The organism is Thermotoga sp. RQ7 (assembly GCF_000832145.1).
In the GTDB taxonomy this organism is placed as follows: Bacteria; Thermotogota; Thermotogae; order Thermotogales; family Thermotogaceae; genus Thermotoga; species Thermotoga neapolitana.
This window is the reverse complement of sequence record NZ_CP007633.1, coordinates 134,684-152,611: the sequence shown is the minus strand read 5'-3', so window position 1 is coordinate 152,611 and position 17,928 is coordinate 134,684. Positions and strand designations below refer to the sequence as shown.

Below are 17,928 nucleotides of genomic sequence, written 5' to 3'. Positions count from 1 at the left end.
CATCAATTAAATCAGGAGGGATGGCGTTGATCCTCAAAGAGATAAACCGTTTCTGCAGAGAGAAAATCACCGGAAAAAAGTTGTACGCAGTTCCAAAGCTCTGGATACCAAGGTTTTTCAAGAACTTCGAGGAGAAGTCTGGAAAGTACTTCGTCGATCCGTACGAATTCGCTGCGGCCGTTACGGACTGGGTCTTAAAGCACTCAAGGGATCTCGATTATTCACAGCCTCTTTCGTTCCTGAAGGGTGAAAGTTCTCCTGACTGGATAAAACGCTCTGTCGTCTACGGTTCTCTTCCGAGAACAACAACTTCGTACAATCACAAGGGTTCTGGCTACTTCGAGGAGGACGATGCCCTCGGCTTTCGTGAGGCGGGAACGTTCTTCAAGATGATCCTTCTTCTTCCGTTCATCAAATCGCTCGGGGTGGATGCCATCTACCTTCTTCCTGTGAGCAAGATGAGCGATCTTTTCAAAAAGGGTGGGGCACCGTCTCCGTACTCTGTGAAGAATCCCATGATGCTCGATGAAAGATACCACGATCCACTTCTTGAGTCCTTCAACGTGGAAGAAGAGTTCAAAGCCTTCGTTGAAGCGTGTCACATCCTCGGGATCAGGGTGATACTCGATTTCATACCGAGAACGGCCTCGAGGGACTCGGATCTCATAAAAGAACACCCGGACTGGTTCTACTGGATAAAGGTTGAAGAACTTGCAGACTACACTCCACCGAGGGCAGAGGAGATTCCCTTCAAAGTGCCCGATGAGGATGAACTGGAGATCATTTACGGAAAAGAAAGCGTGAAAAGACACCTCAAGAAGTTCACTCTCTCCCCGGATCGGATCGATTCAGAAAAGTGGGAAAGGATAAAGAAAGAAGAGGGCAATATCCTGGAGCTTATCGTGAAAGAATTTGGAGTCATCACACCTCCTGGTTTTTCCGATCTGATAAACGATCCTCAGCCTACTTGGGACGATGTCACGTTCTTGAGACTGTACCTTGACCATCCGGAGGCATCGAAAAGGTTCCTCGAACCAGATCAACCTCCCTACGTTCTCTACGACGTGATAAAGGCGAGCAAGTTCCCGGGAAGAGTGCCCAACAGGGAACTCTGGGAATACCTTGCAAACGTGATACCACACTATCAGAAGAAGTACGGAATCGATGGGGCAAGGCTCGACATGGGGCACGCCCTTCCAAAGGAACTCCTCGATCTCATAATAAGGAACGTGAAAGAGTACGATCCGGCCTTTGTGATTATAGCCGAAGAACTCGACATGAACAGGGACAGGGCGGCAAAAGAGGCAGGCTACGACGTGATACTTGGGAGCAGCTGGTATTTCGCGGGAAGAACAGAAGAAATAGGAAAACTACCAGAAATTGCAGAAAAACTCGTTCTTCCATTTCTGGCATCCGTTGAAACACCGGACACACCCCGTATAGCCACAAGAAAGCACGCTTCCAGAATGAAAAAACTGGCACCTTTTGTGACCTACTTTCTGCCGAATGCGATCCCGTACGTGAACACGGGACAGGAGATAGGCGAGAAACAACCAATGAACTTGGGTCTGGACACGGATCCGAATCTGAGAAAAGTGTTACCACCAACGGATGAATTTTTTGGCAAACTCGCTTTCTTCGACCACTACGCTCTCCACTGGGACAGGCCTGACAGGGGAGTTCTTTCCTTCATACGAAGGTTGTTGAAGATAAGAGAGGAGTTCCTCGGTTTCATCCTCGAAGGAACCTTCAAAAACCTCTCGAATGAGGATCTGGTTCTGTACTCTTACGAAAAAGACGGGAAAAAACTTGTCATTGCTGCAAACGTTGGAAAAGAGACGAAAGAACTTTCCGGTGGCAGGGTCTGGGACGGAAGAGAGTGGGAAGAGAAAGAAAGGGTGATTCTCAAACCGTTCGAGTTTGCCCTTGTTCTTCAGGATTGATCTCGTCGGGGCGCTCGAAAGAAACACGTCCCAGTTTTCCCTGAGACAGTTCTGTGAAAAACACTCTGATGGCACGATCCAGATCCGGGACTCCGCCTTTTTTGAGGAGTCCCCTTCTTTTTGCAAAGTTTTCGAAGAACGTGGTGAAATCTTCTTCGATTTCCTGATGGCGTTTGAAGATCTCGAACGCTTTCTCGAAAACCTCGTGATCGTCAATTTTCTCCACGGGAAGGCTACCAACCAGAAGAAGCTTTGCGGCGAGGTCTTTGCTGAAGATGTTTTTGTAGAGGATGCCCGGCGTGTCGAGGATCTTTACGCCGTTTTCCAGAGAAAACCACTGTATGCCCCTTGTTATACCGGGTTGAGCCCCTACCGAACTTGCTCTTTTTCCTTTCAGTTTGTTTATGATCGTTGATTTGCCCGTATTTGGAACACCCACAACCAGCACACGGGCAAGTCTGTCGAAGGACAGTTTCTTCAAAAACGTCTTCCTCGGTTCATCTTTGAAGGTGGTGATCACCCTTTTTCCCTGTTCTCTGAAGTATTCCACCCACTCCTTCGTTGTCTTTTCGTCCGCTATGTCCACTTTGTTCAGAACGATGATCGTGTTTTTCGATGAAAAATCCATTCCGTACGCCGATGTGGCAAAAGGGGCCCGGGCGTCCCGGACCTCCAGAACCGTGTTGACCAGTTTCAGAAGATCTCTGATCTGACGCTTTGTCTTTTCTATGTGACCAGGATACCAGTTCACAGTTTCAGGATCTCCCTGATCTTTCTTTCACTTTCCTTCATCAGATTCTCTGACTCTTCCCTTGTGTCCCCTCTCACGTGGATGTACACCTTGAGCTTCGGTTCTGTTCCAGATGGTCTGACGAAGATTCTGGATTTTTCGAACACGAAGGCTATGGTTTCGTTTGGAATTATTCCTTTGTAACCTCTGGAGTAATCGATTATTCCATCGTACTCTTTCAGGGAGTTGTATATTTCTATCGCTTTGCTGACGTCTTCGAACTTGAAGTTGATGAGTTTTTCCATGTAGTAACCGTACTTTCTGTAGAGTTCTTCGAGTTTTTCGTACGGGTCGTAGTTGCTGAAGGCTATCGCAGAGAGGACACTTCCCACAACACCATCTTTGTCCCTTGCGTGGTCTCCTGCGAGGTATCCACAGCTTTCCTCGAAACCAAAGACGAAGTTTCTGTCACCTTTCTTTGTGTGTTCTTCTATCAAATGACCGATGAATTTGAAACCTGTTGGTGTTTCTTCGAGATAGGCACCTTTTTCCTCACAGATGGGCCTCACCATGTCCGTGGTGACGATCGTTTTTATCACGAGAGGGTTTTCTACCTTCACGTGTTCGAGGAGAAAGTCCGTAAGGAGCACTCCAACCTGGTTTCCTGTGAGCCTTCTTCCTCTGTACACCACTCCCACCCTGTCGCAGTCCGGGTCGGTTGCAAGTCCAAGGGTCGCTTCCTTTTTGTTCAGCAAAACGAGCGCTTCATCTTCTTCGGGATTTGGAGTTGGGACTGTGGAGAAGTTTGGATCGGGTTTCATCTGTTCTTCCACAGGTCTCACTTTGAAACCGAGTCTTCTCAAAACCTCCGGAACATAGTTTGCTCCCGTTCCATGGAGTGGAGAGTAGGCAACGTCAAGGTCCGTTCTTCTTGGAAGGTTCGAGACTATCTCAACCACTTTCTCTATGTAACTCTCCTTCACCTCGGAAGGTACGTGTTTGAAACCTCCCTCCCTCACTCCGGAGATATCGACCTTTTTGTATATTTCGGTGATCTCGTCCGTGTACTCTGGTATTGCCTGAACGCCATCCCAGGTGTAAACCTTGTATCCGTTGTATTCTGGAGGATTGTGACTCGCTGTTATGACAACACCGGCACCGGCCTTCATGTGCCTCACTGCGAAAGAGAGAACCGGTGTTGGCGTTGGTTCTGGAAACACGTAGGCTTCTATTCCTTCACCTGCGAAGACCCTTCCGGCAAGCTCTGCGAACTCTCTGGAGTTTTTTCTCGTGTCGTAGGCGATCACAACGCTTTTCAGTTTTCTCTGTTTCATCCAGAAGGCGACGCTCAGTGAAGCCCTCTTCACCGTGTCCTCATCGAACTCTCCCTTTCTCATCACACCTCGAATTCCACCCGTTCCAAACAGGATCATCCCTTTTCACCTCCGGAGAGAATATTCTGCACCTTGAATCTGGGACAGACACCACAGAGATAGCAACCCTTCCATCTGCAATCCTCTGTGGTTTTCCCCTCGAGTGCCCTCTGGTATTCTCTCACCAAAAACTCCTTCGTGACACCCATGTCTATGTGATCCCAAGGAAATTCCTCTTCCGTTTTTCTTTCTCTCAGGTGCTCCTCTGGATCTATTCCTGTCAGGTCGAAGGCCTTTTTCCATACGTTGAAGTCAAACATCTCGCTCCACTCGTCAAAAAGCGCTCCAAGTTCCTTTGCCTTCACTATGAGATCCAGAAGTTTTCTATCACCCCTCGAGAAGATCCCCTCCAGAAGGCTCATCTCTGGATTGTGGTACGAGACCTTTGCAACTCTTTTTGCTCTGGTGAGGATTTTGAATTTTTCGTTTGCTTCCTCTGGAGTGATCTGTCGGGCAAACTGAAACGGTGTGTGCGGTTTTGGAACGAAAACGGCCACAGACGCTGAAACCTCTTTGAAACCGATATCCTTGACCTTTCTCAGAAGGTCGACCAGTGCCTTCAGATCTTCTTCCGTTTCGCCGGGAAGACCAACCATGAAGTAGAGTTTTACCCTTCTCCATCCAGATTTCCTTGCCGCCTCCAGTGTCGAGAAGATGTTCTGCTCTTCTATGTTCTTGTTTATAATGTTTCTCAGGCGCTGTGTGGCGGCTTCGGGGGCGAACGTGAGCCCTGTTTTTCTGACCGACGCGATCCTGGAAGCGATCTCCACACCGAACCTGTCCATTCTCGTTGATGGAATGGAAATGGCGATCTTTCTTTCGGAAAATCTCCTCAGCAGTTCTTCCACAACTTTTTCGATCTGTGTGTGATCCATCGTTGAGAGCGAAAGAAGCGAGATCTCTTCGTATCCGGTGTTTTTCAGCATTTTTTCAGCGTTTTCGATGATGTTTTCGAGCGATCTTTCCCTCACTGGTCGGTAGTAAATACTCGCATGACAGAACCTGCATCCCCTTGTGCACCCGCGCGCAACTTCAACTACCGCCCTATCGTGGACGGATTCTGTGTTTGGAAGTATCTTTTTTACAGGAACCGGCTGGGCGTTCAGATCCTTCACGATCCTTCTTTTTATCGATGCTGGAAACTCACCTGATACGGGAACGACCTTTTTTCCTCGCTGTTCATAAAAGGCGGGAACGTACACTCCTTCGATCTTTGAGAGTTCTCTCCAGATGGTTTCCCTGTTTTCCCCCTTTGTTTCTTTCAACACTTTTGCGATCTCCAGGATGGCTTCTTCTCCGTCACCCACGAGGATCGCATCGAAAAACCCGTAAACGGGCTCTGGATTGGAAGAACAGGGTCCTCCCCCAAGGACGATGGGATCCTTCTTTCTTTCCCAGAAGAACAGTGGGATCTTCGAGAGTTTCAAAACTTCGACGACGTTGGTGTAGGAAAGTTCGTACTCCAGAGAGATTCCAACTGCGTCCATCTGATAGAGCGGTGTGTAGGACTCCATCGTGTAGAGTGGGATATCCCTTTCCTTCATCTTCTCTATCATATCAACCCATGGAAGATAACTTCTTTCTGCCCAGATATCGGGCTGGCTGTTCAGGATGTGGTAGAGTATTTCGAGGCCGTAGTTAGATGTACCTATTTCGTAAGTGTCGGGGAAAACCAGGGCGATCCGAAGTGAAACTTCTTTCGGATCTTTTACAACGCTGTTTATTTCTTTACCTATGTACCTGCTCGGTTTTTTGACCCATGGTAGAGTTTCGTTCAGGAATTTCAGGATCATTCTTTCACCTCAGTTTCGATTTTATCATTATATAATTGAATGGCGAGGTGGGAAAATGGATGAATTGATCGTGAAATATGCAAAAGACCAACTGGAACTTTTGAAGAGAATCGTGGAAAGATCAGAAGGTGCCTCTCTCCTCATAGATGGTGAGGATCTCTCTTATCAGAGAGAAATCTCCCTGGCACTGCCCGAGTACGTGGAGAAGTTTCCACCGAAGGCATCGGACGTGCTGGAGATCGATCCAAAGGGTGAAAACATCGGAATAGACGAGATTCGATCGATAAAGGACTTTTTGAATTACAGTCCGGAACTTTACAGCAGAAAGTACGTGATTGTCCACGATTGTGAGAGGATGACTCAGCAGGCGGCAAACGCTTTCTTGAAGACCCTTGAGGAACCTCCCGAGTACGCTGTGATCGTTTTGAACACCAGACACTGGCATTATTTGCTTCCCACGATAAGGAGTAGGGTCTTCAGGGTGAGTGTGAGGGTTCCCAGAGAATTCTGGGAAGCGGTGAAGGAGAAACTCGGAAACCTGTGGGAGGAACTTCCGCTTCTTGAAAGGGACTTTTCGATGGCTCTGGAATCTTACAGATCTGGTCGGGAAAAGATCATTTCCCTCCTGGAAAACGTGAAATCTCTGGGAGCCGAGCAACTTCTGAAGAAGGCGCTGGCAAACGGTCTGGAGGGTTATCTTGCCTGTAGAGAGCTTCTGGAAAGGCTTTCAAGAGCAGAACCAAAGGGATTCTTTGATCTTTTCGATCAGGTGGTGAATAACATCACAGGAAGGGATGCGTTCCTTTTGATTCAGAAAGTGGTGAGAATCGTGCTTCACGAAAATGTTTGGGAGGGAGCGGATGACCAGAAGAACGTGTCTTTCCTTGATTCCATTCTCAGAGTGAAGACGGCAAACCTGAACACCAAAATCACCTTGATGAACGTCTTGATCATACACAGGAAAAGGAAGAGAGGTGTTCACGCTTGGAGCTGAAAGCAAAGGTAGTGGGTGTGGAGATAATCCCAAAGGGTAAGATAATATACTACTCTGTTCCAAACGGTGAGGACTACTCAAAAGGAGATCTGGTCCTTGTGATGGGAGACTTCGGTCTTGAAGTCGGTAGGGTCCTCATACCCGTTCGTGAGGTGAGCATAGACGAGGTCGGCTACGAGTTGAAAGCTGTGATCAGAAAACTGACGGAGGAAGATATGGAGCAGTACAAAAAGAACGTGGAAGACGCATGGAAGGCCTTTCAGATCTGTAAACAGAAGATAAAGGAACACGGTCTTCCGATGAAGCTCCTCCATGCGAGGTACACCTTCGACAGATCAAGACTCATATTCTTCTTCAGTGCGGAAGGAAGGGTCGACTTCAGAGAACTCGTGAGGGACCTTGCGAAAATATTCAAAACCAGGATAGAACTGCGCCAGGTTGGTGTAAGAGACGAGATGAAGTTCTTCGGAGGACTTGGATTGTGCGGGCTTCCAACGTGTTGTTCCACTTTCCTCAGGGAGTTTTCCAGTGTCACGCTGAAACACGCCAAAAAACAGCAGATGATGATCAATCCGGCCAAGATATCCGGGCCCTGTCGAAGACTTCTCTGTTGCCTCACTTATGAGTACGACTTCTACGAAAAAGAGCTGAAGGGAATTCCCGACGAGGGAAGCACCATAACGTACGAAGGGAAACGTTACAGGGTGGTCAACGTGAACGTGTTTCTGAAAACAGTGACCCTTTTCTCGGATCAGGAGGGAGAGATGATAAAGGTCCCGTTCGATCGTTTCAGGAAGGAGGAGTGAGAATGTTCCAGGGGATTGGAAAGATACTGATCCTCATGGGACTCATCCTTGTGGTTTTCGGTGTTCTGCTTGTGCTGTTCGAAAAGATCCCGTTTCTTGGGAAACTTCCCGGAGATATAGTGATAAGGCGAAAAAACTTCGTTTTTTACTTTCCTTTGATGACGAGCTTGATCATCAGCGTGGTGATATCTCTCATTCTGTACCTGATATCCCGAATGAGGTGATGGTATGGACGATCAGATAAAAAGGAAAGTTTACAGTTACATTGGATTCGCTGTTAAGGCAAGAAAGATCGTATTCGGAAAAGAACGTATCAGGGCGTATATAAGGGCCCCGAGAAAGAAGAAACTCATCATCATAGCAAAAGATGCCAGCGAGAGGACAAAGAGGGACACTATAATACGGTGTGAAAACAAGAACGTTCCGTACATTGTCATGTTCACCAAGGAAGAGTTAGGGAGGCTTCTGGACAAACCCGGTGTTTCTGTGGTAGGTCTGGAGGAGGACAGTCTGATTGAGGCTATAGAAAAGGTGGTAAAATAGACGAGGCGAGGTGATAGAGGTGGCCAGATTGAGAGTCTACGAGCTGGCAAAAAAACTCAACATGTCTCCAAAGGAACTCCTTCAGGAACTGGAAGAACTCGGCGTCAGTGTGAAAAGCCACATGAGTTTCGTGGACGAAGAGATTGCGAACATCATCATAGATCTACTGGAAGAAGACAGAAGGAAGAAACCAGAGCAGTTATCGAAACCGAAGAAAGAAAGCGACGAAGAGATAGAAAAGGAAGTTGTCGAGAAGAAAAAGAGAAGAAGAATCACCTTGAAACCAGACGAGTTGAAGCTGGACATAATTGCTGAAAAACTGGGAATACCTCAGAACAAGATCATACAGGATATGTTCGTGAAAAGAGGCATCGCACTGAGGCCGGGGCAGATCCTGAAACTCGAAGAAGTAGATCAGATCCTGAAAGAATACAAAGTGGAAGTGAAACTGGAAGAAGAACAGGCACCCGAAGAGGAGATCGATGAATTTGAGCTTCTGGAGAAGAAATACCAGGAGCTCTATGAGAAAGAGAAGGACAAATTGGTGCCAAGACCTCCTGTTGTGACGGTGATGGGACACGTCGATCATGGAAAGACAACGCTCCTTGACAGGATCAGATCTACAAGGGTTGCCGAAAAAGAGGAAGGTGGTATAACCCAGTCCATAGGTGCATATCAGGTGGAGGTGAACGGAAAGAAGATCACGTTCATAGATACACCGGGGCACGAACTCTTTACGGAGATGAGAGCAAGGGGTGCCCAGGCGACGGATATCGTTGTTCTCGTTGTCGCTGCAGACGACGGGGTGATGCCCCAGACGATAGAGGCGTACAACCACGCAAAGGCGGCGAACGTTCCCATCATAGTCGCGATAAACAAGATAGACAAGCCGAATGCGAACGTGGAGAAGACGAAACAGGAACTCGTGGAGAAACTCGGTCTCATCCCGGAAGAATGGGGTGGCGATACGATCGTTGTTCCCATTTCAGCGAGGACCGGACAGGGAGTGGATGAGCTCCTCGAGATGATTCTCCTCGTTGCAGAAATGAACGAGATCAAGTGTTATCCTGAAGGACCCGCTAGAGCCGTGATCATAGAGTCCAAACTGGACAAAAAGATGGGACCCGTCGCGAGTGTGATAGTGAAAGACGGTGTTCTGAGAGTAGGAGACGCCGTCGTGGCCGCCAACACTTATGGAAAGGTGAGGAACCTGTTCGATGACAGGATGAGACCTATAAAGGAGGCACTTCCGTCTCAACCCGTTATGATTCTCGGGTTCGAGGATGTGCCGGACGTTCACTCGAACGTCTACGCGGTGGAAAGCGTGGAGAAGGCAAGAAACATCGTTGAAAAAAGACTGGAAAGGCTGGAGTCCCAAAAACAGACGAAAAAGCACGTGAACCTGGAAGAACTCATGAAGATGATGCAGGAAAAAGACAAAAAGATCCTGAACCTCATTCTGAAGGCAGACACCTACGGTTCGGTTGCGGCACTGAGAAACGCCATAAACAAACTCCAGTCCAAGGAAATAGAGCTGAACATCGTCCACGCCGGAGTTGGTGAGATCAGCACCAGTGACGTCATGCTGGCTGCAGCCGTGGACGGTGTGATACTTGGTTTCAGGGTGAAGGTGAACAACAAAGCCAGAAAACTCGCAGAACAGGAAGGGGTCGACGTGAGGACGTACTCCATCATCTACAAACTCGTTGACGATCTGAAACTCGCCCTGGAGGGAATGCTGGAGCCCGAAGAAGTGGAGGAAGTGATCGGACATGGAGAGATAAAGAAGGTCTTCAAGATCTCAAAGGTTGGAAAAGTTGCCGGCGTGCAGATGCTGGATGGAAAGGCAGACAAAGATGGTTTTGTGAGAATCTACAGGAACGGCCAGCTCATCTTTGAAGGAAAAATAGAGAGTCTGAAGCATTACAAAGAAGACGTGAAAGTCGTCGAGGCACCACAGGAATGCGGTATAAAATTTGCAGGTTTCGATGACATACAGGAAGGGGATGAACTCGAGTTCTACGTGATAAAGAAAGTGAAGAGGAAGCCCACCTTTGTAGAGGAGCAGATGGCTCAGGAACAGAAATGAAGGGGCAGAGCCCCTTCTTTTTTATTCGATCGTTTCGACCCTCACGTTGTCGAAGAAAACAGTCTGGAAGGTTGTTGCCATTCCTATTCCTCCTGAGAACACGTCGGAGTCAGTGACATCGATGACCTTTCTTCCGTTCATAAAGATCTGAATCTTCTCTCCGTCTGCAATGACCTTCAAGTACATCCAGTCGTCGCTCAGTTTGAAACTTTTGTTCTCTGCTATTTTCATATCTATGCTCCCGGCGAACTTGTGAAGGGCCACACCGTACTCTGAGAAAGATACGTAGAATCCTTTCTTTCCATCTTCGGAGAGTCTGAAGTATACTCTTCCTTCTGCTGAGCCTTCTCTTTTCAAGTTGCACTCGAGTGTGAAGTTTGTCCACTCACCCGGAGTGAAAATTCCCCGGTCTATGTCCATTCTGAGAATCTTTCCGATGGTTTTGTCTGCCTGGACTCCCTCTTCGACGTGGGGAGCTCTCCCAAGCACCCTCCATGGTCCAAAGGGTGCCACTTCTCCCTGACCGTACGATTCGAAATCTTCGAAGAAATCTTCTGTTCCAGTTGGCTTTACCACCTTGAAACCGAGATCCACCTTCGGTACTTCCACATTCACTTCGGGAAGAGGAACGGGAACCTGTACTCTCGATTCACAGCTTGTTCCCACAAAAAGAATCAGTGAACCCAGAGCCACAAGGAGTAAAAGCAATCTTTTCATAAAAACACCCCCTTGAAAAATCTTAAGTAAGATTGTATCACATTTTCTTTAAAGCAAGAATTTGTAACAAATTGAGTATCAGTTCAAATTTTTCTCTATGAACTCCACCATGTGATCGTAGTGTGAACCTTTCCAGTAGACTCTCCCACAGCTCGGGCAGCGTACAAACTCATTGAAGATTCTGTAAACTTTTGGAGGAACTCTGTCTTTCACACTTTCTTTAGGTACTTCTTCGAATTCTGTGTTGCACTCGATGCATCTTGTGAACGGCTTCATCCACCTTTTCAAATCGTATCTTTCCACCACTTCCACCAGCTGTTTTTTCGGGGCGGTGTTTCTCACGTAGTAGCCGAAGACAAGCTCTTTTCTCTTCAACAGACCCACATCGCGGGACAGGAGTATGGCATTTTCTTTAACTGCCATCCTGCAGAGTTTTTCGTCTTCTTCTTCGCCGAAGAAGGCGTAAAAGCCAAGCATTCTGAGAAACCTGGCGAGTTTTCCAAGATGGATGTCGAGTACGAACCGGGGCTCACCTTCGTATCTGGGGGTGACGAGCCATTCTGAGGGTATCTCTATTGTCTGAAACTCAGGATAAACGCAGAAAAATTCACCATCGTTCACCATGTGATCGAAACTCACAGGTTTTCCATTCAGTATGATAAAACTCACTTCAACGTGTGGCACTCCAAGTGCCTCTATTCTGTCCTTCACCGTCTGAAAGCCTGTGAAGCGATGGACTTTCACCCTTTCGTTGTCCTTGAAAAAATCGTTCAACCTGCCGAAGAATCTGAAAAAGATGACTTTTTCATATTTCATTCTGTATCCCTCTTGTGATAGAATATCAGTGTATAAGTTTTACCTAAGTGGAGGTGATCTTCATGTTGAAATCTGGCGATAAGGCGATCGATTTTGAACTGGTGAACACAGAACTGAAAAGAGTGAAACTTTCGGACTATTCAGGAAAAAACGTGGTTCTCGTTTTCTATCCTGGTGCGTTCACGAGTGTCTGTGAAAAGGAACTGTGCACGTTCAGAGATTCCCTCTCCAAGTTTAACAGATTCAACGCAGTTGTTCTTGGTATCAGTGTGGATAGTCCCTTTGCGAACAAAGCGTTTGCAGAGAAGAATCACATCACGTTCGACCTTCTCTCTGACTTCGCTGGAAAAGTGGCATCCCAGTACGGAGGAGTGCACGAGAACTTCCTGGGTATTCCTGGCTACACAGCTGCAAAGAGGGCTGTCTTCATCGTGGACAGTAACGGAACGATTGTCTACTCTTGGGTGTCCGATGATCCAGGGAAAGAGCCCGTCTACGAAGAGATAGAGATGGAACTTGAACGTCTTTCAGGGTAAAAGACCGGACGATTCTTCCGATAAAAGAACAGGGGAGGTGATAGTTTGAGAGTAGAGAGTGTCGGATACAATCCAGTATATCCGAACTATGCAGTACAGCGCTCTCTGTCCACTGGTAACACTCCCGTTATGAGCAAGGAACAGATGGAGCAGATCCTTTTCTTCTCCCTCTATCAGCAAACAGGCCTGGACTTGAAACTGGTGAGGATCGCAGGAGAGCTTTATTCTGGAAAGACAATGGATCAACTTGTGTGAAGGGGCGAGATGCCCCTTCACTCATGGGGGAGTGGGGCATGGCAGAGGAAATTCTGAGAAAACTCCTTTTCCATAAAAGATCGCTAAGAAAGGACGAAACGACCGACATTTTCAGAAGGGTAACCTACTTCTTTCCCAAAGATTTCGTTCTCACGAACTATCCCAGACAACCCGTTGCCGTTTTCAACCCGGGAGCGGTCCTTGTGGGAAAGAGTCTTCACGTGTTTCCAAGGGTGATATTCGATTACTACAAGTACGTGTCGTCGATAGGTCACTTCGTGGTGGACATCGATGATCTGTTCAATGGGAAAGTGAAAAAACCCATAGAAATGGAAATCGTCTTCTGGCCACGCGACATCCAGGAGTTCCTCGGGTGCGAAGATCCAAGGGTCTTTTTCAGAGACTCTCGGTTCGAGATACTGTACACAGCAAAAGGGTACAAAGACTGGTCACAGGAAGGAAAGCCGCACACGGACTTTCTTGCTTACGCTGTTCTGGACGAAGACCTGAATCTTCTGGAAAAGAAATACGTCTCCATAAAGAGCACGCTCGGTGATTTCATCCCCGTTTCGATGAAGGATAGCTCTTTTGTAGAATCGAACGTGATACTGACCAGGATAACGGTGGGAGATACCAAAGTCTGCTGGCGTGGAAGAATGGAAGGAGACTCTATAGATCTCTACAGCCTAGATCCGGTTTTCTTCCCGGAAAAATGGGAAACAAAAGTTGGATGGTCCACCAACGCCGTCAGGGTTAAGAGAGGGTACCTCATAGGTTGGCACGCGGTTCTCAAGGATCTCACCTACAAAAACGGTCTGGCGCTCGTGGATGGTAGAGGAAAACTTCTTGGAACGACAAACTACGTTCTCTCACCAAAGGGCGTGATCGAAGAGTACGGTGACAGGATCAGAGTGATCTTTGGTTGTGGACTTGTGGTATACGAAGGAAAGGTGATATGGATAGGTGGTGTCTCCGACTGGGCTATAGGTGTGTTCGAGGCTGACGAAGGTGAGATCATGAATTTAATGAAAGAAGCAACATGATTTTAACAACAGAGTGGTATGGTTTTCTCATGAGGTGAGAGCGTGTGCAGTTTCGTACTTTTTGAACAGGGAATTCTCAGCGATATGATAATGTGCACTACATCGAAGAGCCGGCCCCTCAGCGGACCGGGGGTTTTTGCGTGACCGCTGAGCAGAAAATCGAGGGGCCGGCCGAAAGGTCGGCCCCTTTTGTTTTTCAGAAGGAGGTGAAAGAATGAGAGTTCAGATCGGAGGACCCATCCTGGGAACGTCACGATTCAGAAGGTACGATCTTGGAGGATGCTCCCTGATGATCGGAAGGAAACACACGGGAAAACTACCAGATATTGATTTCTCCGCAAAGAGCGTTCAGGAAATCGGAAAAGACCTGATGAACGCTCTGGACGAATTCATTCTAGAAAGAGACGGAAAGGTGTTTTTGAAACTGGCCAGACCTCTCACACTTCGTTACTCGAGGGATCTGACGATCAGGATAGATCCGTTCCTGACACCTGCCTTCCTCATCTTCGAAGATTTTGAAGATGGCAGAGGATGCGTTGTGATGGCAAGAACCGAAGAGACGGCAGAAGACTTGATCAAAAAATTCGACGAAACGGTGAAATGGCCAGAAGACTTTCCAGGCTTTCTGAAGACAGTGAAGAAAAACGATCAGGTACTTGGAGTGGTGGGAAACGTTGGAAAGGTGACGGGAATATGGACGAGAGGAAGCATCGTGGTAATCTAGCTCTCCAGCCACTTTCTGTCCCAATCTTTTCGGGGAAAGAGTTTTTTCAGGGATGAAACGATGGTTCCAGAGACTTTCAGAAAGTAGTAGATGAAACGTACCGATGGATCTTCGATTTTGTAGTTGAAACGAAACACGTCTCCACGATATTTTCCTCTTTCCTTAAGGTATCTTTCGAACTCTGTACCAGAAAGGGGCAGAAGTTTTGTGGTGATATCGATCGGGCGGATCTTATCTCTCATGATCCGGCGAACAATTTTCAGAAACTTTGCATTCTCCTGCAGTTCTTCAAGACTTGTGCGATCGTCGAACATAATGAAACCCGGAGAAACGTAAAGATCGAGTTTAGAGAGAATCTCCAGAGCTTTCAGATTCTGTTCAACTGTGACTCCTTTTCTGAACCTGTCCAGCATGGATTGAGATCCCGACTCCAGCCCGAGGAAGACTCTTCTCAGACCACTTTCTTTCAACAGCCTGAACAACCTTTCATCTACCTCTGTAACTCTGCTTTCTATTGCGTACCTCAGTTTCAGCTTTCTTCTGATTATTTCGGTTGCTATCTTTGCTGCTCTCTCTTTAGAGATCGTAAAGTTCGCATCGCAGAAGATGACGTTTTCGATTTTGTACTCCTTCACCAGCACTTCCAGTTCATCCACCACGTTTTCTGGATCTCTCAGACGAATCTTCGGCCCGAACTTTTCGTAGAACGGAACAACGCTGCAAAAAGAGCACGAAGCGTAACACCCACGGGAAGTTATCACCGACGCTGCTCCCGTCTTTTCGTATATCCTTGGGAGGTTGTCCCGTACAGGAAAGGGCAGACTGTTCAGATCTTTCACGAGAGAGCGCGAGGGAGTGGTTTTTATTTCTCCTTCCTCTCTGTAGGCAACGCCATGGATCCTCCTCCAGTCTTTATCTCCAAAGATGGCTTTCACCAGTTCGTAGAAAGTGATCTCTCCTTCACCGAGAACCACAGAATCGATGCAGTGGTACTTTTCCAGTATCTCACGATAAGCAAAGGTGGGGAAAATGCCACCCACAGATATGTGCGCATCGGTTTTTTTCTCAGAGCTGAGATGAAGTTCAACACCTCCACAGCGTAAATCTGAAAGGGAAGAGTTACTCCTATCACCTTTGCTGGTATTTTTGAGATCTCTTCGACGGCCCGTCTTGGAGACCAGCCCTCGAGTTTCGTGTCCACAATCTGGACACTCATTCCTTTCTCTCTCAGGTAGGCAGCGATATAAGGTAGTCCCAGATGATCCGCTATCCCCACCTTTTTCATGGGGGGATACACCAGCAAAACGTCCGGCATTTTCCCCACCGATCTTTCAGTTCAGAATGCCAGATACACCATCGCTTCTGGGTTAACGACATAGAAGGTGAACGTCTCCGTCACAAAGAGCCTCACACTGTCTTTTTCCCTGTCTTCGTAGCCTATCGAAAGATCCTGTCCAAGGATCAGTTTGAAGTCTCCTCCTCGCTCGGACACAACAAGAGCGTCTTCAATTCTGGGTGTGGTGATGACTCTACCTCCAAGAAGTTCCGTCACCCTTTTTTCGAGGGGATAATGCCCGGTCCCTTCTTTCAGGAGGTTGATCCATCTGTCCGTGTTTATGACGAGGGTGTAGGGACCATCTATACCCTCTTTTGAGAACGTCGAAAGAGCCCTCATCAGAGACTCGAGAAGATCTCCTGGAGAGTTTCCACACTGGATCTTTCGCTCTTCTTTGAAAGAAAGAAGTCCCTTCACACCAGATTTTTCGCACCCTTCGAATATCACTTCATCCTCGAATTCAGCCACTTTTCTCACGGTCTCTTCAAGACTGGAAAGATCCACGTTTTCTTTTCCCCTTTCGAGGTTGTCGAGTTCCCACAGTCCAAGTGTGAACGTCGCTCTCAGTTCGATCAAAGGAAGGGATTTTCTCAATCCCCATTTCACAGTTTCATTCTCATCCGAGAGCACCTCGACTTCTCCAAGTGGATGGGCGGCGTATTCCCAGCCGTAGGGGCCTACCACGTCTACGAACCTTCTTCCATAAAGTTGTGTTTTGAATATCTCCCTTGCCCTGTTGTCTATCTCCTGCCACTGTTTCTCCGTCAAAGGAGCAAACGATCTTTTCAGAAATTCCATGTTTTTCACCCCTTTCAGATCTTCCTTATACCGAGGTCTCCACCTGTGGAGGAATCACCGGAGGTCTCTTCCTCTTCTATCTCTGTGATCGGCCTGTCTGTGAACAGATATGTTCTGAGGGCTTCGTCCCAGCCCGGCATGTTCCTTCTCAACCACTCAAGAAGCATCGCAGCGTGTTCCATCTCCTCGTTTCTGTTGTGCTCCAGGATCTTCCTTACGGTTTCATCCTGGGTGGTTGCAACCCTCTGGTGATACCAGGCAACCGCTTCTATCTCTTCCTTCAGACTGTTGAGGGCCCTGACGAAATCTCTGTCCTTTCCTGTGAGTTCAGAAACCGGTTCATGGTACTGATCTGCCATTTTCTCTCACCTCCATTGAATTCTTTTGAAAATGAAACATCCATTTAAATTTTACCACAAAAGTATGTATTAGAATCTCACTGTGGAAATCCAGATACAACCCTTCCCCAGGGGGAGCTCCTATTCCGGGGCTGAGAGGAGGACGGAAGTCCTCGACCCCTAGAACCTGATCCGGGTAATACCGGCGGAGGGAATGGGGAAGGGAAAAGAAAAAACCCTCCGCCCTGTGCGGAGGAATTTATTTTTATAGGGAGGTGCTTTCATGAGGGATGTTCTGATCTCCAGACTCATCGTCGAGAGGTACTTCGAAAAACTCAGAGACAGTCTGGAACTGGATGTTGCGATCGTTGGAGCAGGGCCAAGTGGACTCACAGCGGCGTACGAGCTGGCGAAGAAGGGTTTCAGAGTAGCAGTTTTTGAAGAAAGAAACGTGCCTGGTGGTGGTATATGGGGCGGCGGAATGATGTTCAACGAGATCGTGCTGGAGAAGGAACTGGAAGACTTTCTGAAAGAACTGGAGATCGAATACACTCTTAGAGAAGATCACATCGTGGTGGATTCCGTGCACTTTGCTTCCGGACTCCTTTACAGGGCAACGAAGGTAGGGGCCTTACTCTTCAACAACGTCTCTGTAGAGGATGTTGCCGTCCAGAACGGAAGGGTGTGCGGCGTTGTGGTGAACTGGGGACCCACGGTGAGGCTGGGACTCCACGTTGATCCCATCACGATAAAGGCTTCCTTCACCGTGGATGGAACGGGGCATCCTGCGAACGTGGTATCGCTTCTTGCAAAGCGTGGACTCGTTGAGATGAAAACGGAATTTCCCATGGATGCCGATGAAGCGGAGAAGTTCGTTGTGGAAAACACCGGTGAGATCTTCCCGGGACTTCTCGTTTCCGGAATGGCTGTGTGTGCCGTCCACGGTGGCCCCAGAATGGGTCCGATCTTCGGAGGCATGGTTCTGTCCGGTCAGAAGGTTGCGAAGTTGATAAGTGAAAAGCTGGGGTGAGATC

20 protein-coding genes and 1 riboswitch are annotated in these 17,928 nt (G+C 47.8%); of the genes, 11 read left to right on the top strand and 9 right to left on the bottom strand.

The window, feature by feature from the left end:
- Positions 1–26: 26 nt before the first annotated feature.
- Positions 27–1,943 (top strand): DUF1923 family maltosyltransferase, encoded by a 1,917-nt coding sequence (locus TRQ7_RS00800; protein WP_038068102.1) that lies wholly within the window; start codon positions 27–29, stop codon positions 1,941–1,943.
- Here TRQ7_RS00800 and ylqF read toward each other — a convergent pair.
- The 3 genes from ylqF to TRQ7_RS00785 are packed head-to-tail and all read right to left on the bottom strand — an operon-like array spanning position 1,906 to position 5,899.
- Positions 1,906–2,694, bottom strand: a complete 789-nt coding sequence (ylqF, locus tag TRQ7_RS00795) for a ribosome biogenesis GTPase YlqF (protein ID WP_015920222.1) — start codon at positions 2,692–2,694, stop codon at positions 1,906–1,908. The genes TRQ7_RS00800 and ylqF overlap by 38 nt on opposite strands.
- Positions 2,691–4,106, bottom strand: coding sequence for a phospho-sugar mutase (locus TRQ7_RS00790; protein WP_041843777.1), 1,416 nt, complete (start codon positions 4,104–4,106; stop codon positions 2,691–2,693). Before TRQ7_RS00790 ends, ylqF begins: the two co-directional genes overlap by 4 nt.
- Positions 4,103–5,899: a TIGR03960 family B12-binding radical SAM protein gene (locus TRQ7_RS00785; RefSeq protein ID WP_041843776.1), complete on the bottom strand. Its 1,797-nt coding sequence runs from the start codon at positions 5,897–5,899 to the stop codon at positions 4,103–4,105. Before TRQ7_RS00785 ends, TRQ7_RS00790 begins: the two co-directional genes overlap by 4 nt.
- A 55-nt stretch (positions 5,900–5,954) precedes the next feature.
- Here TRQ7_RS00785 and TRQ7_RS00780 point away from each other — a divergent pair, with 55 nt between their 5' ends.
- The 5 genes from TRQ7_RS00780 to infB are packed head-to-tail and all read left to right on the top strand — an operon-like array spanning position 5,955 to position 10,331.
- Positions 5,955–6,893, top strand: a complete 939-nt coding sequence (locus TRQ7_RS00780) for a DNA polymerase III subunit delta' (RefSeq protein WP_041843775.1) — start codon at positions 5,955–5,957, stop codon at positions 6,891–6,893.
- A complete protein-coding gene (locus TRQ7_RS00775) occupies positions 6,884–7,699 on the top strand; it encodes a stage 0 sporulation family protein (protein ID WP_041843774.1) in 816 nt (271 codons plus the stop codon). Before TRQ7_RS00780 ends, TRQ7_RS00775 begins: the two co-directional genes overlap by 10 nt.
- Before the next feature lie 2 nt (positions 7,700–7,701).
- The gene (locus TRQ7_RS00770; RefSeq protein WP_041843773.1) at positions 7,702–7,923 is read left to right on the top strand and encodes a DUF2905 domain-containing protein; all 222 of its coding nucleotides are present in this window, start codon (positions 7,702–7,704) and stop codon (positions 7,921–7,923) included.
- Between the two features lie 4 nt (positions 7,924–7,927).
- A complete protein-coding gene (locus tag TRQ7_RS00765; RefSeq protein WP_012310349.1) occupies positions 7,928–8,242 on the top strand; it encodes a 50S ribosomal protein L7ae family protein in 315 nt (104 codons plus the stop codon).
- 19 nt (positions 8,243–8,261) lie between these two features.
- Positions 8,262–10,331, top strand: a complete 2,070-nt coding sequence (gene infB / locus TRQ7_RS00760; RefSeq protein WP_041843772.1) for a translation initiation factor IF-2 — start codon at positions 8,262–8,264, stop codon at positions 10,329–10,331.
- Positions 10,332–10,352: 21 nt separating this feature from the next.
- Here the strand turns inward: infB and TRQ7_RS00755 are convergent, their stop codons facing one another.
- Together TRQ7_RS00755 and TRQ7_RS00750 are read right to left on the bottom strand one after the other, a co-directional pair.
- On the bottom strand, positions 10,353–11,048 hold the full coding sequence (locus tag TRQ7_RS00755) for a family 16 glycoside hydrolase (RefSeq protein WP_015920215.1): 696 nt from the start codon (positions 11,046–11,048) through the stop codon (positions 10,353–10,355).
- 78 nt (positions 11,049–11,126) lie between these two features.
- Complete coding sequence (locus tag TRQ7_RS00750; protein ID WP_041843771.1) at positions 11,127–11,864, bottom strand: Mut7-C RNAse domain-containing protein; 738 nt, start codon at positions 11,862–11,864, stop codon at positions 11,127–11,129.
- A 62-nt stretch (positions 11,865–11,926) separates the two neighbouring features.
- On the opposite strand from TRQ7_RS00750, the gene TRQ7_RS00745 reads away from it, so the two are divergent.
- The 4 genes from TRQ7_RS00745 to TRQ7_RS00730 all read left to right on the top strand — a co-directional run bounded on the left by TRQ7_RS00745 (position 11,927) and on the right by TRQ7_RS00730 (position 14,422).
- Complete coding sequence (locus TRQ7_RS00745) at positions 11,927–12,400, top strand: peroxiredoxin (RefSeq protein ID WP_041843770.1); 474 nt, start codon at positions 11,927–11,929, stop codon at positions 12,398–12,400.
- A gap of 45 nt (positions 12,401–12,445) precedes the next feature.
- Positions 12,446–12,655 (top strand): hypothetical protein, encoded by a 210-nt coding sequence (locus TRQ7_RS00740; RefSeq protein WP_041843769.1) that lies wholly within the window; start codon positions 12,446–12,448, stop codon positions 12,653–12,655.
- Between the two features lie 38 nt (positions 12,656–12,693).
- Positions 12,694–13,698: a glycosidase gene (locus TRQ7_RS00735; RefSeq protein ID WP_041843768.1), complete on the top strand. Its 1,005-nt coding sequence runs from the start codon at positions 12,694–12,696 to the stop codon at positions 13,696–13,698.
- A 214-nt stretch (positions 13,699–13,912) separates the two neighbouring features.
- Complete coding sequence (locus tag TRQ7_RS00730) at positions 13,913–14,422, top strand: hypothetical protein (protein WP_015920210.1); 510 nt, start codon at positions 13,913–13,915, stop codon at positions 14,420–14,422.
- Here TRQ7_RS00730 and TRQ7_RS00725 read toward each other — a convergent pair.
- Genes TRQ7_RS00725 through TRQ7_RS00715 form a run of 4 tightly spaced genes read right to left on the bottom strand, consistent with a single transcriptional unit; the run spans position 14,419 to position 16,915 of the window.
- A complete protein-coding gene (locus TRQ7_RS00725; protein WP_015920209.1) occupies positions 14,419–15,396 on the bottom strand; it encodes a radical SAM protein in 978 nt (325 codons plus the stop codon). The genes TRQ7_RS00730 and TRQ7_RS00725 overlap by 4 nt on opposite strands.
- The gene (locus TRQ7_RS09705) at positions 15,354–15,737 is read right to left on the bottom strand and encodes a hypothetical protein (RefSeq protein ID WP_052472213.1); all 384 of its coding nucleotides are present in this window, start codon (positions 15,735–15,737) and stop codon (positions 15,354–15,356) included. The genes TRQ7_RS00725 and TRQ7_RS09705 overlap by 43 nt, the downstream gene beginning before the upstream one ends.
- A 21-nt stretch (positions 15,738–15,758) precedes the next feature.
- The gene (locus TRQ7_RS00720) at positions 15,759–16,556 is read right to left on the bottom strand and encodes a family 1 encapsulin nanocompartment shell protein (RefSeq protein WP_041843767.1); all 798 of its coding nucleotides are present in this window, start codon (positions 16,554–16,556) and stop codon (positions 15,759–15,761) included.
- A gap of 14 nt (positions 16,557–16,570) precedes the next feature.
- A complete protein-coding gene (locus TRQ7_RS00715) occupies positions 16,571–16,915 on the bottom strand; it encodes a ferritin-like domain-containing protein (protein WP_041843766.1) in 345 nt (114 codons plus the stop codon).
- A gap of 100 nt (positions 16,916–17,015) precedes the next feature.
- Positions 17,016–17,126: riboswitch (TPP riboswitch) on the top strand.
- Positions 17,127–17,177: 51 nt separating this feature from the next.
- Between TRQ7_RS00715 and TRQ7_RS00710 the strand changes: the two genes are divergently transcribed.
- Positions 17,178–17,924 carry a sulfide-dependent adenosine diphosphate thiazole synthase gene (locus TRQ7_RS00710; RefSeq protein WP_015920205.1) on the top strand — a complete coding sequence of 249 codons (747 nt, stop codon included), beginning with the start codon at positions 17,178–17,180 and terminating at the stop codon, positions 17,922–17,924.
- Positions 17,925–17,928 lie beyond the last annotated feature (4 nt).

Bases quoted from the DNA above. Each gene is read 5' to 3' on its own strand.
- TRQ7_RS00790 (WP_041843777.1), bottom strand. From the start codon at position 4,106: ATGATCCTGTTTGGAACGGGTGGAATTCGAGGTGTGATGAGAAAGGGA.
- TRQ7_RS00785 (WP_041843776.1), bottom strand. From the start codon at position 5,899: ATGATCCTGAAATTCCTGAACGAAACTCTACCATGGGTCAAAAAACCG.
- TRQ7_RS00780 (WP_041843775.1), top strand. From the start codon at position 5,955: ATGGATGAATTGATCGTGAAATATGCAAAAGACCAACTGGAACTTTTG.
- TRQ7_RS00770 (WP_041843773.1), top strand. From the start codon at position 7,702: ATGTTCCAGGGGATTGGAAAGATACTGATCCTCATGGGACTCATCCTT.
- TRQ7_RS00765 (WP_012310349.1), top strand. From the start codon at position 7,928: ATGGACGATCAGATAAAAAGGAAAGTTTACAGTTACATTGGATTCGCT.
- TRQ7_RS00755 (WP_015920215.1), bottom strand. From the start codon at position 11,048: ATGAAAAGATTGCTTTTACTCCTTGTGGCTCTGGGTTCACTGATTCTT.
- TRQ7_RS00750 (WP_041843771.1), bottom strand. From the start codon at position 11,864: ATGAAATATGAAAAAGTCATCTTTTTCAGATTCTTCGGCAGGTTGAAC.
- TRQ7_RS00745 (WP_041843770.1), top strand. From the start codon at position 11,927: ATGTTGAAATCTGGCGATAAGGCGATCGATTTTGAACTGGTGAACACA.
- TRQ7_RS00735 (WP_041843768.1), top strand. From the start codon at position 12,694: ATGGCAGAGGAAATTCTGAGAAAACTCCTTTTCCATAAAAGATCGCTA.
- TRQ7_RS00730 (WP_015920210.1), top strand. From the start codon at position 13,913: ATGAGAGTTCAGATCGGAGGACCCATCCTGGGAACGTCACGATTCAGA.
- TRQ7_RS09705 (WP_052472213.1), bottom strand. From the start codon at position 15,737: ATGCCGGACGTTTTGCTGGTGTATCCCCCCATGAAAAAGGTGGGGATA.
- TRQ7_RS00720 (WP_041843767.1), bottom strand. From the start codon at position 16,556: ATGGAATTTCTGAAAAGATCGTTTGCTCCTTTGACGGAGAAACAGTGG.
- TRQ7_RS00715 (WP_041843766.1), bottom strand. From the start codon at position 16,915: ATGGCAGATCAGTACCATGAACCGGTTTCTGAACTCACAGGAAAGGAC.
- TRQ7_RS00710 (WP_015920205.1), top strand. From the start codon at position 17,178: ATGAGGGATGTTCTGATCTCCAGACTCATCGTCGAGAGGTACTTCGAA.